This is a genomic window from Lysinibacillus sp. GW247-5R2A, assembly GCF_059424475.1.
Window position 1 is genome coordinate 1 of sequence record NZ_JBWKZL010000020.1, and the last position, 16,861, is coordinate 16,861.

Here is a 16,861-nt window from a genome sequence, read left to right on the forward strand (position 1 = left end):
TAGCGCCGATAGAATATCGACACCAGATGGCTGCGTAGTGTTTTTTAGTGCTGTCTACTTGACAGGGGTAAGTCCAAGCCTTCTTTCAACACTACTGTTTATTACGCTTTCTCTTTATGTAAAGGTTATTTCAGCATTTTTTTGATGTGCTTCAGCTCACCAATTAAATAATCAATTTGCTTCTGCATATTATCAATTTGCACGTTTGATTGGCTGTCACCATTATTATTTTGAGAAGAATCCTTATTCGCATTAACGAGTGCCTCTAGAGCAAGACCTGCTGCAATGGTTTGGAGGCCATCTCCAAGAGTTGAGATAGCTGTGCCAATATAAGATAACTTAGCTGCATAAATTTCCAAGGAATCATTGTTTTGATCGGGCTTATTATTTCTCCCCATTATCCTTCCTCCTTATGTTTGTCATTACTTGCATCATATGCGTGAGGAAGAGAAAAGGAGAACGATTTAAATGATTCATAAGAAATGATAAAATTAGCAGAACGACTACATATTGGAGGATCGGCCATTGACACCTATAGAGTTTGTTGAAATGGATGGACAATTATTGGAGGGGATAGGCAGTTATTGTTTGAGGAGCAGGCTATACAGGTAAAAATAAATGGCTACATCAACAATTTGAAAAGGGCTTACGTTATGTACAGTTAGTAGAAGATCATCAACAAGTCGCCACGGCACCTTATGATTTCGAATTATTGGTTTACCCATTTACTGAAGATGTAGAGTTACCGTATTTTCCTGAAAATTGGCATGAACGTTTAACAGGCTATCACAACTTGACGATTCTTCGATTTTTTCAATGTCCATATGTAAAAGTCGCAACGGAGAACATTTTAGCCGCTGCCAGTATGCTAGATATTTCAGTAGACTTAATCGAAATCCAAAGCCGTGATGAGTTGATGGAAAAATCACCGACACCCTATGGGATCTTCTCTGTCATCGATAAAGGACAACTTATTTCCTTTCACCGATTAACGGTTCATTCTATTTATAAAAAGCTTCAAACCCTATTAGAAGAACCTGTGTAAAAAAATTACCATGATTTGAAACTTTTTCAGTCGCTGGCACGTTATATTTTTATAGTATTTCTATGATTCAATTGAATTTTTAGTTGACTGCTACAAGGAAATGAGTAAAATTAGAAGGCAGTACCATTATATACCTTAAGCTTCTATAGGGAATGATGGGTCCATAAGCATTTGGATGTAAGATGCTTGGAAGCAGGATCAGACAAGGTCTGTCATAAAATTTCGACAGTCTTTTTCTTTTCGTCTTCTGTATAACCTGTTAAGATGGTAATAGTGTGACAACAAGTTAGTGTATATGAGAGTGGTGACAATCAAGATGGATGAACAGAAAAATGAAAGTACGGAACAGCAGCAAGAGCCAACACCTGCTGAAATTAAGCCGGCAGGACAATTTATACAATTAAAACCGTTTAAATTCATCATGCTAATGTTCTTTACAATTCTTATTACTGCCGGTTTAACGATTTTTGCGTTAACATTTGGTGATAAGAAAGTAGTAGAAGTGAAAGTTCCTGTAGAACGTGAGGAATTTACGAAATTATATGAAGCATTTGATTTACTGAAAAATAACTATTACAAAGATATTGAAGATGAAAAGGTTGTCGATGGTGCAATTAATGGCATGTTCGACGCATTAGGAGATCCGTACTCTGATTTTATGGTGAAGGAAGAAGCAGACCAATTTAACTCTGGTTTATCTTCAAGCTTCCAAGGAATTGGTGCAGAAATTCAAGAACGTAATGGTTATATTACAGTTGTGTCACCGATTAAAAATTCCCCTGCTGAGAAGGCAGGCTTATTACCAAAAGATATCATCTTAACAGTTGATGGGAAAAGCATTCAAGGTTTCAGTGCTACAGAAGCAGTAGCGTTAATTCGCGGCGAAAAGGGAACGCCTGTGAAATTATCAGTGAAACGTGGCGACAATACGGAGCCAATTCAAATGACAATTGTTCGTGATGAAATCCCAGTAGAAACTGTTTATGGTGAAATGCTTGATGGCAATATTGCTCATATTCAAATTACATCATTTAGTGAACAAACTGCCCAAGAGCTTGAAAAAATCCTCGTGGAGTACGAAGGCAAAGGCATGAAGGGGATTGTTTTAGATTTACGTCAAAATCCAGGTGGCTACTTAAAGGCTGCAGTGGATATTTCTAATCTATTCGTTCCAGAAGGCAAGGCCATTGTACAGGTACAGGAAAAGGATGCAGAACCAGAAGTCACAAATGCGATTGCTGGAAAAAAATACAACCTACCAATTACAGTGCTAGTTGATGGTGGTAGTGCTTCTGCCTCTGAGATTTTAGCTGGTGCTTTAAAAGAATCTGTTGGTGCAAAGGTTGTCGGTGAAACATCCTTCGGTAAAGGCACAGTCCAAAATGTAACTCCGTTAAAAGACGGCTCTAATCTGAAATTTACTACAGGTAAATGGTTAACGCCGAAAGGTAACTGGATTAATGAAAAAGGGATTACTCCTGATGTCAAGGTCGCTTATCCAACATATGCGTCTTTACCATACTTGAATGCTTCTATAGAAATGAAGGCAGGTATGCAATCAGACTCTGTGAAGGCGGCAGAGGAGATGCTCCAAGTATTAGGGTACGAGCCTGGTGAAATAGATGGTCTTTTCGATGACAATACAGCGCATGCAGTAGAACAATTACAGGCTGCGAATAATCTTGAAGAGACAGGTGTTTTAACAGGAAACACAACGTATGCTTTAATGGATGCTTTACGTGCAAAAATGAAAGCTGATGATCCTCAGTTGTTAAAAGCGAAAGAGCTTCTTTTAGGTACAGCTGATAAGACTGAGGAAACTACAAACTAACATTACAGCTGTCGCAACAGTCGTCTTCACGGCATCTGCGACAGCTTTTTTTATAGGAGGAAGAAGAGTATGAAGGATGTATACCTATTTAGTGGCTTTTTAGGAAGTGGCAAAACATCGATGCTGACAGATGTGATTCGCCAACTAAAGGAGAAAAATTTAAAGCCCGCTGTTATTATGAATGAACTGGGCAAGCTACCATTTGACTCACAGGCCGTGGAAAAGGATATTCCGCTCAAAGAGATGCTAGAAGGCTGTATTTGCTGTTCAGGTGCTGAAAAAACAGAGGCACAAATTCAATCTCTTCTATTAGATAGTGATTTTGATGTATTAATTATTGAAACAACGGGTGCTGCCCATCCGGTCGAGGCTTTAGATGCGGTATATTCACCATTGTTTGCTGATAAGCTTAATGTCAAAGGCATTGTAACTGTGGCAGATTCAAAGCTATGGCTTCATCGTGATACGCTGACACCACAAGTACGTTCTCTATTTATGGAACAAATTCGCCATGCTCACTTATTATTAGCAAATAAAACGGATCTTTTAACAGAGGCAGAGCAAGGGCAAGTAGTCTATGAGCTACAAAGCTTAAATCCCCATGCCTTTATTTTGCAAACGACGAATGGACGAGTACCACTGTCATTATTAGAGAATTTAAAGGCAACGGCACAAATGGATAAAGCTGATATTGTGAAAGCACCGATAGCCTCTATGCAACTTGGCTCGCGCTTAGTAGAATTCACTGATATGGAGTTTACCCAGGAGCAATTTGAAGAATGGCTGCGTGCTTTACCTGAAACAATTTATCGAATGAAAGGGTATGTGCCGATAGAAGGCATTAAAAATCCAATGCTGTTCCAATATGCATATGGCATGGTTCAATGGCTACCGGAATATATAAAAATGCCAGCGAAGCTTGTTATTATCGGTGAAAACGTAGGGTCTCTTCCTGTCATTGGCATTCAATAAAGAAAATGTAAACCTGTGGAATATTGCACAATTTAGACAATGTGTAGATTACGCAGGTTTTTTTATTTTTATGTAAAGGGAATGTAACATGTCTGTAATATGTTTGTAATATAAATGGTGAGAAGAGCCACTAGAACTAGTGATATCACAATTCTGGTGGCTTTCGATCAGGTGCATTAGAGTAACTGAATCATTGAATAACGCATACATTTGGAATTCATTTTTATGGTGAATTTACGATAATATTTGCTAGATTTATAGGGGTGTCAACCCACTTTCAAACGTAAGTATTTCATAGATTGGTTAATCCTACTAAGAAATATAGCAAAAAAACCCCGATTTTTCGCGTATTTATTTCCGTGTTGGCGTAGTTAGCAGATGCTGGTAAGAATTTAATGAAAATTATCCTTTACGATTAATGGCATAGAAGGAGGAATTGCAAACATGAAAAAAACACTAACTGCAATTTGTGCAACATTTCTTTTAGCAGCTCCAATTCAAATAGCTTCTGCTGCTACAAATACAACAGAGGGGAATTCAGTAAAGCAAACAACAAACTGTAAAGTTTATTATAAATGGTCTAACAATCATAAATGGAATATTCAATTCCCGCAGGCATCTACACCATCTAAGGAGACGCCTACAACAAATAATGATAATACGGCAACTACGCCAAACAATAATCAATCATCACAAAATGAAAAGCCAGCAACACCACCAACTAGCTCTACACCTTCAACAACAACTTCAGATGTGAACGCATTTGAACAAGAGGTAGTAAAATTAACAAACGCTGAACGTACAAAAGCTGGTTTATCTCCATTACAAACAGATGATAAATTAATGGCGGCAGCTCGTGAAAAATCACAAGATATGCAAAGTAATAACTATTTCTCACATACAAGTCCAACATTCGGTTCACCATTTGATCGTATGAAAGCTTTAGGAATTGCCTATAAAAGTGCAGGAGAAAACATTGCTCAAGGTCAACGTTCTCCACAAGAAGTAGTACAAGCGTGGATGGACTCACCGGGTCACCGTGCTAACATTTTAAATGGTAAATTTACGCATATTGGTGTAGGTTACGTGAAATCAGGTAACTACTGGACACAACAATTTATTACAAAATAAGATTTGTGTTAACGAAAGTGTCTTATAAGTCTACTAGGCTTATAGGGCATTTTTTGATTGTAGGAATGTCGAAGAGGGTTGTACAAGTAAAGCTAAAATAACTATTAGGAAGATGCCTAGATAAAATCGTCGGGGCATCTTTTTTATGCTGGAGAATCCGTTATCAACTTGTTTGAAATAAGAGAAAAATGCTTATACTCTCCAGTAGAGGAGGCGTTTTATGGATAGAGTGGAATATATGATGAAAAGCCTGCAAAAAGCATTCTACCATTCCTCTGATTTGACAGTCAGACAGGTAGATTGGCATGAGGGCCATACAGCTATTTTATGCTTTTACGCTTCTCTTGTAGATGCTAAGGAAGTTCAAAGGGTTTTAGATACAATTTATGCGCGTTTAGATACAGCAAAGCCTTTTTGGAGTGAAACATTAATTACGACATTAGAAAATTTTTCATTACCCCTTGCGATTGAGCGAGTTTGTCAGGGAGAAACTATCGTTATTTTGCCTGATACAGGAAAAATGCTGGCGCTTACTATAGTGAATGAAGTTCGACGTAACCTCGAAGAACCGAGTAGCGAAAGTATTTTACGCGGTTCACATGAAGGTCTAATTGAACGTGTGGATACCAATTTAGCGTTAATACGTAGACGTGTCAATAATCCTGCATTGGTCGTGAAATCATTTTCGATTGGCGAACAAACGAAATCAAAGGCGTATTATCTTTATATGGATGGGGTTATAAAGCCAGAGACATTACAAGAGATAGAGAAGCGGATTGCTGCTCTGCAAATTGATTATTTTTATAGCTCTGGTCAATTAAGTGATGCGCTGGAGGACTCTGTGTTATCTCCTTTTCCGCAATTGTTAAATACGGAGCATCCAGACCGGGTAGTAGCCAATTTAGTGGAGGGGAAGGTTGTGGTCATGACGGATATTTCACCGACCGCATTTATTGCTCCTGTCACTTTTTTTTCATTCTATCAGACGCCAGATGATTATAATGGTCGCGTTGTTGTCGGTTCTTTTTATAAAATTGTTCGACTTCTGTCGTTTTTAACCGCTGTTTTTTTACCAGCCTTTTATATTGCCATTATAAGCTTTCATTTTGAAGTGCTACCATTGGAATTAAGTAATCAAGTGAAAAATGACGTGAATGACATTCCTTATCGACCGCTAATTGAAGCTTTGATTCTAGAGATTATTATGGAATTGATTCGAGAGTCCAGCATTCGATTACCTCAATCGGTAGGGCAAACAATTGGAATCGTAGGGGGATTAGTCATAGGGGATGCTATCGTCAGTGCAGGATTAGTTTCTAATTTAATGGTCATTGTTGTGGCATTAACCGCTATTTCTAGCTATGTTGTCCCGTCAGTCGAGTTAAATAGTACTATTCGCATGATCCGTTTTCCGTTTATGGTACTTGCCTCTTTGTTTGGTTTTTTAGGGATTGTCGTAGGAGTTGTCATTTTACTTATTCATTTAATTAATTTAACGTCTTTAAAACAGCCTTATTTTTCACCTATCATCCCTTTTCAACCGAAGGCAGTGCTTAAAATTTTTCTACGCTGGCCGTTTATTAAACCGACCGTGCAGGTTACTTCGTTTCAACCACCAAAAGATAAGCAAACGAAAAACGAGGATACACCATGAATGTTTCCCTGACAAAGGCGCAGTTCTTTTTACTATTATTTATTTTTCAAACAGGAGTTGTCTACATCGCCTTTCAAACTCCGTTAATCATTTCCAGTAAAAATAACTCATGGTTCATTTTTATTATAGCGAGTGTCATACATTATGGCCTACTCCTATTTTTTGAAAGGTATTACTCGTATTTCTATTTAAATGCTTTTTTTCGTTTGGTGTATCAAATCTATTGGCTACTAGTGACCGTTGTCTTTATTGCCTATATGAGCTATGTTTTGGCATCGTGGGTGCTACCACAAACGCCCGAGTGGATTGTTGTTGTGATTATAGTAGCCCTTTCGTTATATGCCAACTTAAGTAGACCAGAAACGGTTATCAATATTGGTGTATTACTCATTCCCCTTATTTTTCTATTTGTGATTTTTCTCATGCTAGCCATACCAGATTTAACGTGGAGTAATCTTTTTCCGATTGAATGGAATCATACAAAACAAATAGTAGCTGGCCTGATTCATAGTATCTATGCCTATTTTGGCATTGAAATGTACCTTATTTATCGCCCATTTTTACAAAAAGATTTACAAGTAAAGGGAAGACCCTTATGGACCTATCAGCTAGTCATATTCGTCTTTTACTTTATGTCGGTACTTTTTACGCAAATGTTTTTCTCTTTGGATGAAATTAATCTCATACCAGAGCCCATTATGTATATTTTAAAATCACAGGAAGTCACATTTGTGAAACGACTTGATATTTTTTTCGTTTATATTTGGCTGTCCTGGTCGATTGTTACTATTATGATTTATGGGCTCTCTTTCCGAGTGCTTCATTTTATGAAACAACAGAAACATCCGAAAAGAAGTATTATTGTGTATCATCTTTTCCTAGCCATTCTACCGCTTTTTGTCCTACATTTTCGAAGCATTGAGTTTATCAAAAATTCTTTACACTACGTATTCATCTTCTTTACTATTTTATTACCTATAGTCATAATTGCTTGGAATAAATGGAGGGGAAAAAGTGTTTCGTAAAGGAATCGTGATGGTCCTGTCGATGTTGCTGCTAGCTGGCTGCTGGGATGAAAGACTTTATAAAAATTCTTCGGTTGTAACGCTTGTTGGGATAGAAGGTTATGTTGGAGCGTATAAAGGATATTATGCCTATCCAACCTCAATGACTCAAGAAACGGAAATTATCGAGGCTGATGGGTTATCACCTCGTGAAGTTCGGACAAATGCTAATTTAAAAGTGGAGCAAACTCTTGATTTATCGGAGCTATCAACAATTCTGATTTCTGATCGTACGGCGAGGGAGTCCATCTATGAACTATTGGATATTTATTTTCGGGACCCTCAAAACCCTATATCTATCAAAATCGCGCTTACTGATGGTGAAGTTAAACCGTTTGTAGATTTGACAAAAGATCTTGCTGGTAGCGCGGGGAGCTACTATCAGCGATTTATCGAAAGCTCAGAGGATAATACCTATTTTCCAAAGATCGATTTGCAAGTAGTGGGTTCTATGCTTTTTGATCAGACCATTGATATTGCTCTGCCTTATTTTCAACTTAGTGAAGATAAAAAGCATGGGGTGGCAGGGGGCTTAGCTATATTTTCTGGACGAAGCTTTACCGGCACTGTCTTAACACCATCCCAATCCTTAACGATGCTGCTATTAATGAATCAAAAAAGTAAAGCAGCACGAATGAGCTATCTGTGGCAAAATGATGGGAAGGTCAATCCAATTACAGTTGATGTGTTAAAGGTGAAGCGTAAATGGACTGTCAATGAGGAATTACGAACAATAGATATGAGTTACACCATTGATGTGGAGGTTGAAGAATTTCCGCACGATCATATATATAAGGATGAAATTTTTCAGGACGTACAACAAATGATAGAGGAAAAAATGCAAGCTGAGTTTGAGGAAGTCTTACGGATTCTTCAAAATCAAAAGTCGGATACATTAGGGATTGGTCGTCATATTCGGGCGTATCATCCAAACATGTTTAAGGAAGATTGGCATACCGAATTTTCCTCTTTATTACTCAAGCCGAAAGTAGAAGTGAAAATTATTCGAACAGGAGTTTTACGTTAAAAAATCGCCTTTCCTAGAACTATGAAAAAGGCGATTTTTATTATGCAACAGTCACTCTTTTTTGAACAAGTAGCAAGCGAATCAATAGCGTAGCAGCGCCAGTAGTCAATCCTGCAACGAGCCCTATCCAATAGCCAAAAGGCCCTAAATCTGTGTGGGTCGCAAGCGAATAACCAACTGGTAAACCAATTACCCAGTAAGAAATAATAGCCATAATAAATGTTATCATCACATCTTTATAGCCTCTTAAAGCTCCTTGTACAGGGGCTTGGATAGAATCAGATAGCTGAAAAATAGCGGCAAATACTAAAAATTGCACCGCATATTCAATTACGTTGCTATCTGTCGTATACATATGCGCAACAGGTTCACGCAAAATAAAGAGTATACAAGCAGAAATAAAGCTAAAGACGATGGCAGTACCAACACAAAGATAACTATACGTACGTGCATCCCGCATGCGACCGGCACCAATCTCAAAGCCTACTAATATCGTGACACCCATTGAAATACTTAGGGGTACCATATAGAGGAGGGAGGTGAAATTAATCGCAATCTGATGGGCTGCGATGATGGTTGTGCTAAAATTACTCATCATCATTGTGACAGCCGAAAAGATACTTGTTTCTGCGAAGAGTGAAATGCCTATCGGTACACCAATAAGCAAAATTTCCTTCCATTGTAACCATGAAGGCTTGCGCCAATTGTGAAACATCCGGAAGCGCTCGAAAGGCACTCGTTTTGCGATAATCCAAGCAGTAATTAAGAAAATCAGCCAGTAAGTAATGGCTGTGGCTACACCTGCTCCAATCCCACCAAGCTCAGGTGATCCGAATTTTCCGAAAATAAAGATGTAATTTAATATGATATTTATCGGGGTTGTCATTAAGGTAATGATCATCGTGACACGTGTTTGTCCGAGTGCATCAATGAAGCAACGCATAACAAAAAATAAAAATAGTGGTAAAAGGCCCGCGCACATCGCATAGATGTAGCCCTTTGCTATAGTATGTACAGGTGTTTCTAAGCTCATTTTGCTAAGTATCCAATCGATGCCAAAGAAAAGTCCAATGAAAATAATGATGGACAGTGTAATGGCTACATAAATGCCTTGCTGAACAGCCTTTTTAGCATCCATTTCCTTTTTTGCCCCTACAAGCTGGGAGACAATTGGTGTAATGGCTAGGAGAATACCCGATAGTCCAGTATAAATCGGCATCCAGATGGAGGAACCAATCGATACACCCGCTAAATCCGCCGTCCCATAGCGACTTGACATTAACACATCAAAAAAAGAAACGAGGTAGATAGCTACTTGGGTTACTAAAATGGGGATGATCATTTTTAAAAGTAGTGCGTATTTTTCTTTCAAAGTGGATGTTTGATACATGTATGATACTTCCTTCATTAACATAATGAACAAGTATAGCATATGTAAAGAGAGAAAAGCTGAAAATTTATTGCTTCATCTATATCTTTTCGTCGGCATATAGTAAAATAGAACACTGTACACAAAAAGTAGTCTACCTACAATGTTTTTTAAGGAATAGGAGAATTCATGTGAAACAACAAACAATCATTTTAACCGGTGGTGGGACAGCTGGCCATGTATCGTTAAACCAAGCGATACTCCCGTCTTTACTTGAACTAGGTTATGATGTCCACTATATTGGCTCAGAACAAGGTATTGAAAAAGAATTAATTGGCGAGGCGTTCCCTAATGTGCCGTTTTATGGCATTGCAAGTGGTAAGTTGCGTCGTTACTTTTCGATGAAAAATTTTACAGATCCATTTAAGGTGCTTGCTGGAATGATGCAGGCTTTTCGTATTATCAAAAAAGTAAAGCCGCAAGTCGTATTTTCAAAAGGGGGCTTTGTTTCTGTCCCTGTTGTCATGGCAGCCAAGCTGGCAGGTGTTCCAGTCGTAATCCATGAATCAGATGTGACACCTGGGCTTGCTAATAAAATAGCTTTACCTTTTGCTTCTCATGTGTTTACCATTTTTGAAGAAACACTGAAGCATTTACCAAGTGACAAAGCAACTTGTACAGGTTCCATCATTCGCCCTGAGTTGTTAAAAGGGGAAAGAGCAAAAGGATTAGCATACTGTGGCTTTACAACATTAAAGCCTGTTTTACTTGTTATGGGTGGTAGCTTAGGCTCAGTTGTTCTAAATGATGCCCTTCGAAAAAATTTACCAGAGCTGTTAAAACAGTTTTACGTGATTCATTTATGTGGAAAAGGGAACTATGATGAGTCGTTAGAATCATTGTCTGGCTACAAACAATTTGAATATGTGACGACGGAGCTGCCTGATTTAATGCATGCAGCAGACTTTATTGTGTCTCGAGCGGGATCAAACTCTATTTTTGAGTTTTTAGCACTTCATAAACCAATGCTTTTGGTGCCTTTATCTGCCCAAAAAAGCCGTGGTGATCAAATATTGAATGCTAATTTATTTAAAAAGCAGGGCTATGCAGAAGTGTTACAGGAAGAAGCCTTAACAAAGGAATCCTTTATGAAGTCTGTTTATACACTAACAGGGCGTAAAGAGGAAATGGTTGAAACGATGTCCAAAACTCAAAAACCAAAAACGCCTGACGAGATGGCGTCATTAATTTTGAACTATGAAAAATAAAAGTCATTAAAAAAGCTATGAGGGATGTCGATGATGACAACACCTCATAGCTTCTTGTTATTTTAATAGGCTTACATTGCTTGTTCTTCGCCTTCTTGCATTTCATAAGCAGTTGTTAAGTAGAATAAATCTTTTGGAATTTTAAATAGATCAAATTGTGCCATACCACTATTTACTTGAGCTAACAAAGTTGGATGACTTTCATTAGCGCTCACTATATAGGGTAATTTTAACGCAGCACGCTGTGATTTTATATTTTCAACACGAATACGGAGGAATACCGTATGGAAATTATAATCAAAAAACAACTCATTCAAAAAAAGCATTTTTGCCTTTTGATTGTAGCCTTTTCCTTGGTAAGGGAGTCCAATCCACGTTCCTAAAAAACCTGCACCGTCCTCAACATCGTGTATACTAATGGTGCCGATTGGTTGACCCCAGTCATCAGTGATGGTCCTCGAGATAGCGAGTCCTCTCGCTTCCTCTTCGATCAGTTGCTTTGTCATAAACCAGTATTCATCAGCGGATGTGGCTTTCTGACGGACAAAAGGGAATACAGAAGGGTGTGATAATAGTTCATAAAGCTCTGTACATTCATGCAGGTCTCGATGTTTAAGCATACGAAACGCCTCCTTTACTAGGGTAGTTAAAACAATTCCGTTGAAGCATAAAGAAGAAAACTAAAATTCGTACTGGAATTAAAACCCAAAGAACTAGACGTTATAACTATGATATTCCATAATCTCCCGCTGTCTTACTGATTTCGACCATACCGAAAAAAGACTAGTTTTTTAAATATAATATAACATGCTAGCTGTTTCATGCAATCATTTTGCTCGTAAAAAACAAAATTTTAAGTTTAATAGTCAGTAAATTCTGATAAATGAATAGAAATATTCAATTTTTTTACATATTTAAAATTAAGTAAATTCTATCACATTTATCTATAATTAATCAATAGTATGAATCTTTAGTAGTATATTTTTATGTTTAAATTGCTAAATTATCAAAAATATCCTTAAAAGGATATAATTTATCTAATTCTAGAAAGGTAATTATTTATTTTTATGTTATAATAGTAGAATTAGTTTTTGCGTATAATTAAACATATACATAGTTTTTTATTATGATGGCAATGGCCTTTTCTGGAGGTGACAGTATGGAGTATCTTTTAAGCGAAGATTTTTTTAATGAATTATTTATTGGTAATGATTTTGTTTTTCTAATGAAAAAAATAGAGGAAGATTTTCAATATATTCGCTTAAACTACGCAGCTCGAGAACTGTTATCGATCGATGTAATTGGAAAAATGCTTTCCGCCGTTACCTCGAATCGAAATTTTTCGATCATTCAGAAAAACTATCATCATGCAATTGCAGAACATATACAGGTTGACTATGTAGATTATGCATATGTGCAGTCGGAGGTTCGTAAATATGAAACAACTGTACGCCCATTGCACTATAACCAGGAAGACTATGTTTTAGCAATTACCAAGGAAATTCACTATGATCGTAGTATTGAAGATAAATTTTTGTTTATGCGGTCCATGTTCGACCATGCCTTTTTTTCGACCGTTGTATTATCAGCTGAAGGTATGATTTATGAAGTGAATTCAAGCTTTATGGAAGATTTTCAATTAGATAATGAAGCCGTCAAACAAAAAATGTTTATTGATTTACCGATTGTTCCAAAAGAAGAAGTGCAGCAAATTAAATTGTATTTACAGCAAGCGGCTAGAGGTGAAAACGTTGATGAAAAGTTTGTAAAATTGCTTACGTTGGACCAGCAAGAACGCATGTATTTACTGTCACTATCGCCTGTCATGCAGGAGGATAATTCCTTTGCAATCTTTCTTATAATGCAAGATTTCACACAGTTCACCTTGCAAAAGGCCGAACTACGGTCGAAATCTCATGGCTTTGAAGTGTTTAAGTCAGCATTAAATTCAGCTACAGCCATCGCTATTTTAGATAGTGCAGGCCGTATTTTAGAAGTGAGTGAGATGTTTTTACAAGCTTCAGGCTACACGGAAGAGGAATTAATTGGGCAGTCTTATGCATTACTTAAGCCTCGGTACCAAACACAAAATTTTTTACAATTAATCAATGACAAACTTGCTAGTGGAGACATCTGGCGGGGAGAGCTGTGCTATCGCACAAAATACCATGCTGATTATTGGGTGGAAGCAACCATTGTTCCATTAAAAAATGAATTTGGTCAAATTGAACAAATTTTAACCATTAACTATGATATTACAGACAAGAAAAGAATGTTCACAGAATTAAAAAATATTGAGCGTACTTTCCGTCTCATTACGGAAAATACGAATGATTTAATTGTTATTACGAATGAGGATGGAATCATAATTTATACATCACCATCCTATGAAATATATTTAGGCTATGAAAATGGGGAGCTACAAGGTCAGTTTTACAGTGCCATTATTGATACAGAAAGCCAGCATGAATGGCAAACATTTTTAAATAACTTTACTGGTCAAACAGATACCCAGTTTGAACTTTTACTGAAGGCAAAGGACGGCACACCTATATGGACAGAAGGAAATGTCACGGTGGTCCATGATCCTGATCGTGAAAAGGTTTCTCAAATTATGATGGTGTCCCGTGAAATTACCCATCGTAAAGAGAGGGAAAATGATTTGCTTTATCTGGCCTATCATGATTCTTTAACACAGCTCCCGAATCGTCGTTATTTACAAAATGAGTTTCCTACAATATTGGCTGAGGCCGACGAAAACAATGCAAGTGTAGCGATGCTTTATTTAGATGGGGATGATTTTAAAGCTGTCAATGATCGCTTTGGCCATGATACAGGGGATGCGTTTATTCAGAGCTTTGGTCACGCTTTAAGTAAAACCGTTCGAAGTCATGATATCGTTATTCGTATAGGAGGCGACGAGTTTCTTGTCATCCTAACAGGTTTAACGAGAGAAATTGATAAAAGGCATAGTCAAATTATGCATATTATTCGTCGCATTCGTGATGAATTAGCAGCGGGCTGGATGATTGAGGATCATCAGTTCACACCAACTGCTTCAATAGGGATTTCCTACTATCCAGATCATGCCCAAACATTGGATGAATTAATGGATTTGGCTGATCAAGCTTTATATAAATCAAAAGAAGCTGGGAAAAATAATCTCTTTATTTCGGAAGCTCATTAAAAAAGTCTGTCCACAAGTTATTCCTTGTGAGACAGACTTTTTATTTGATGTTATGCTATAACAGTATAGGGATAAAAATCCTGCATCGTTATTTCGGAATAGAAGGTGATTATGTGCCTAAGAAAATATTAGTAGTGGAAGATGAAAAGCATATTGCACGTTTTGTCGAGCTAGAGCTACAGCATGAAGGCTATGACGTGTCGGTTGCCTTTGAAGGGCGTGAGGGGCTATCTTTGGCAACAACTGAAGCATTTGATGTGCTATTACTTGATGTGATGCTACCGGGCATCAATGGTATTGAAATTTGTCGGCGAGTTAGGTCGCAATCTCAAGTGCCTATTATTTTAATAACGGCAAGAGACGCTGTTATGGATCGTGTAGCTGGCCTAGATGCTGGGGCAGATGACTACATCGTCAAGCCATTTGCGATCGAAGAACTATTAGCAAGAATTCGAACGATTTTACGTCGTGCAACAACACAAGAGCCAGCAAATAGTGAATTTTTGAGTTTACGTGATATTGAGATAGATATCGCAGCCTATGAAGTTTTCGTGCAAGGGAATAAACTTGACCTCACAAAGACAGAATATGATTTACTGAAACTATTAATCGAACACAAAAATAGAGTTTGTACACGCGAGCATATTCTTACATCTGTATGGGGCTACGATACAGATATAGAGACCAATGTGGTAGATGTGTATATACGTCATTTACGGACGAAGCTGCCAGGTGATACGAATGCCTATATTGAAACGGTTCGAGGGGTTGGGTATGTGATGCGGGAATGAACAAGTTACTGATGTATCTCCGTCGTCAATCTTTGCAGAAAAAATGGATGCTCACATCGAGTAGTGTGATTTTTTTAAGCTATACGATTATTTGCGTGGTTGTTTATATTTCTCTCCATACATGGCTTTTAAATGATGAGGAAAGCAAGGTTGAACGGACCAGCAGGGATATTATTTCATTTTTACAATCACAGGGACCAGATATTACGATTCAACAAATTCAACAAAATACTGGTTTGCTCAAATCGATTGTCGATCGAGATGAAACAGTTAGAATGTTTAATGCGGATGGTGTGGATATTTTGCGTATCAATAATACATCAGATGCTGCACCTCTTAGCTCCATGCAGAAGATTTTTGAGACGACCATTAATAAGCAGGATGTACTGGTCATGAATGAACCAATACGACTAGGCTTTTTTCAAGGGTATGTTCAAGTTATCCATCCGCTCAACGGTTTTCAATCACTCATGCATTATTTGTTAACAGCTATGCTCATCGCTGGTCTTGGGGCATTGGTGTTATCAGGCTCTATTGGGTATTATTTAGCCAATTATTTAATGAAGCCATTGCGTGAATTACGTGCTTCCATGAAAATGGTGATGGATCAAGGCTTTAATGAGCCTATACAGCTAACCTACACATCACACGATGAGATTGGTGATTTGCTGAAAATGTACAATGCCATGATGAATGAGCTGCAAATATCTTTTACCCAGCAGCAACAATTTGTCGCAGATGCTTCTCATGAGCTTCGTACGCCAATCCAGGCTATCGAAGGCCATCTTTCTCTGCTAAAAAGATGGGGCAAAAATGATCCAGCTATTTTAGAGGAGTCGATCGATACTTCCTTAACAGAAACTGCTCGTATGCGTAAAATGATTGAGGAGTTATTAGAGCTTGCAAGACGTGAGGAAAAAGATGAGATGAGTGAGGCGAATGCACTATCGGTGATTGAGGCTGTTATCGATGAAATGAGGCTTGTACACCCCAAAGCGCGAATTTTGCTGTCGAAAAATGATGAAATGGGTCCTTTATTTATAACTGAAAATGCACTAAGTCAAATCATTCGTAATATAATAGAAAATGCAATTCGTTATTGTGAAAAAATTCCTGAGATACAAATTTCTATTTCAGTTGCTGGAAATTATGCATGTTTAGAAATTGCTGATAATGGTATAGGAATAGCAAAAGACAATATTCCTTTTATCTTTGATCGTTTTTATCGAGTGGATGAGGCAAGAAACCGTCAAATTGGTGGAACTGGCTTAGGATTAAGTATTTCGAAGATGTTGCTTGAAAAATATAATGCGACGGTAGAAGTCAAGAGTGAGGTTAATATTGGAACCGTTTTCTCATTAAAGATCCCGCTAAAATATTAAGAAAAATGCACGCTTTATTTCATTATTCTATCCTTTGCGAAAAAAATTGCTTAATTTGCTAAAAAGAGTTGTATTTTTTGTGAAGAGTAGTAAGATTGAGATGGAAAAAACGTTCTTTAAAATATGGAAAAGTAGTGTAA

14 protein-coding genes are annotated in these 16,861 nt (G+C 37.6%); 11 read left to right on the top strand and 3 right to left on the bottom strand.

Annotation, left to right across the window (positions count from 1 at the left end):
* Positions 1 to 125: 125 nt before the first annotated feature.
* Positions 126 to 398, bottom strand: a complete 273-nt coding sequence (locus AC07YC_RS21765) for a translation initiation factor 2 (protein ID WP_089984403.1) — start codon at positions 396 to 398, stop codon at positions 126 to 128.
* A 314-nt stretch (positions 399 to 712) separates the two neighbouring features.
* Here AC07YC_RS21765 and AC07YC_RS21770 point away from each other — a divergent pair, with 314 nt between their 5' ends.
* The 7 genes from AC07YC_RS21770 to AC07YC_RS21800 all read left to right on the top strand — a co-directional run bounded on the left by AC07YC_RS21770 (position 713) and on the right by AC07YC_RS21800 (position 8,724).
* Positions 713 to 1,045, top strand: coding sequence for a hypothetical protein (locus tag AC07YC_RS21770; protein ID WP_494920420.1), 333 nt, complete (start codon positions 713 to 715; stop codon positions 1,043 to 1,045).
* A 316-nt stretch (positions 1,046 to 1,361) separates the two neighbouring features.
* Positions 1,362 to 2,876 carry a lmo1851 family serine protease gene (locus tag AC07YC_RS21775; protein WP_036125713.1) on the top strand — a complete coding sequence of 505 codons (1,515 nt, stop codon included), beginning with the start codon at positions 1,362 to 1,364 and terminating at the stop codon, positions 2,874 to 2,876.
* Positions 2,877 to 2,945: 69 nt separating this feature from the next.
* The gene (locus AC07YC_RS21780) at positions 2,946 to 3,848 is read left to right on the top strand and encodes a CobW family GTP-binding protein (protein ID WP_336634730.1); all 903 of its coding nucleotides are present in this window, start codon (positions 2,946 to 2,948) and stop codon (positions 3,846 to 3,848) included.
* A gap of 444 nt (positions 3,849 to 4,292) precedes the next feature.
* Positions 4,293 to 4,979: a CAP domain-containing protein gene (locus tag AC07YC_RS21785; protein WP_336634729.1), complete on the top strand. Its 687-nt coding sequence runs from the start codon at positions 4,293 to 4,295 to the stop codon at positions 4,977 to 4,979.
* 220 nt (positions 4,980 to 5,199) lie between these two features.
* Positions 5,200 to 6,633 carry a spore germination protein gene (locus AC07YC_RS21790; RefSeq protein ID WP_336634728.1) on the top strand — a complete coding sequence of 478 codons (1,434 nt, stop codon included), beginning with the start codon at positions 5,200 to 5,202 and terminating at the stop codon, positions 6,631 to 6,633.
* Entirely contained in the window at positions 6,630 to 7,658 is a 1,029-nt protein-coding gene (locus AC07YC_RS21795) for a GerAB/ArcD/ProY family transporter (protein WP_494920421.1), read from the top strand. Before AC07YC_RS21790 ends, AC07YC_RS21795 begins: the two co-directional genes overlap by 4 nt.
* Positions 7,648 to 8,724: a Ger(x)C family spore germination protein gene (locus AC07YC_RS21800; protein WP_494920422.1), complete on the top strand. Its 1,077-nt coding sequence runs from the start codon at positions 7,648 to 7,650 to the stop codon at positions 8,722 to 8,724. The genes AC07YC_RS21795 and AC07YC_RS21800 overlap by 11 nt, the downstream gene beginning before the upstream one ends.
* Positions 8,725 to 8,764: 40 nt before the next feature.
* Here the strand turns inward: AC07YC_RS21800 and AC07YC_RS21805 are convergent, their stop codons facing one another.
* Positions 8,765 to 10,114 carry an MATE family efflux transporter gene (locus tag AC07YC_RS21805; protein WP_494920423.1) on the bottom strand — a complete coding sequence of 450 codons (1,350 nt, stop codon included), beginning with the start codon at positions 10,112 to 10,114 and terminating at the stop codon, positions 8,765 to 8,767.
* A 170-nt stretch (positions 10,115 to 10,284) separates the two neighbouring features.
* Between AC07YC_RS21805 and murG the strand changes: the two genes are divergently transcribed.
* A complete protein-coding gene (murG, locus tag AC07YC_RS21810; protein ID WP_144787691.1) occupies positions 10,285 to 11,361 on the top strand; it encodes an undecaprenyldiphospho-muramoylpentapeptide beta-N-acetylglucosaminyltransferase in 1,077 nt (358 codons plus the stop codon).
* 71 nt (positions 11,362 to 11,432) lie between these two features.
* Here murG and AC07YC_RS21815 read toward each other — a convergent pair whose 3' ends face one another.
* Positions 11,433 to 11,981: a GNAT family N-acetyltransferase gene (locus AC07YC_RS21815; protein ID WP_025115397.1), complete on the bottom strand. Its 549-nt coding sequence runs from the start codon at positions 11,979 to 11,981 to the stop codon at positions 11,433 to 11,435.
* Between the two features lie 539 nt (positions 11,982 to 12,520).
* Between AC07YC_RS21815 and AC07YC_RS21820 the strand changes: the two genes are divergently transcribed.
* The 3 genes from AC07YC_RS21820 to AC07YC_RS21830 all read left to right on the top strand — a co-directional run bounded on the left by AC07YC_RS21820 (position 12,521) and on the right by AC07YC_RS21830 (position 16,721).
* Positions 12,521 to 14,548 carry a diguanylate cyclase domain-containing protein gene (locus AC07YC_RS21820; RefSeq protein ID WP_494920424.1) on the top strand — a complete coding sequence of 676 codons (2,028 nt, stop codon included), beginning with the start codon at positions 12,521 to 12,523 and terminating at the stop codon, positions 14,546 to 14,548.
* 113 nt (positions 14,549 to 14,661) lie between these two features.
* A complete protein-coding gene (locus tag AC07YC_RS21825) occupies positions 14,662 to 15,339 on the top strand; it encodes a response regulator transcription factor (protein WP_494920425.1) in 678 nt (225 codons plus the stop codon).
* The gene (locus tag AC07YC_RS21830; RefSeq protein ID WP_494920426.1) at positions 15,336 to 16,721 is read left to right on the top strand and encodes a HAMP domain-containing sensor histidine kinase; all 1,386 of its coding nucleotides are present in this window, start codon (positions 15,336 to 15,338) and stop codon (positions 16,719 to 16,721) included. Before AC07YC_RS21825 ends, AC07YC_RS21830 begins: the two co-directional genes overlap by 4 nt.
* The last annotated feature ends 140 nt before the right edge of the window (positions 16,722 to 16,861 follow it).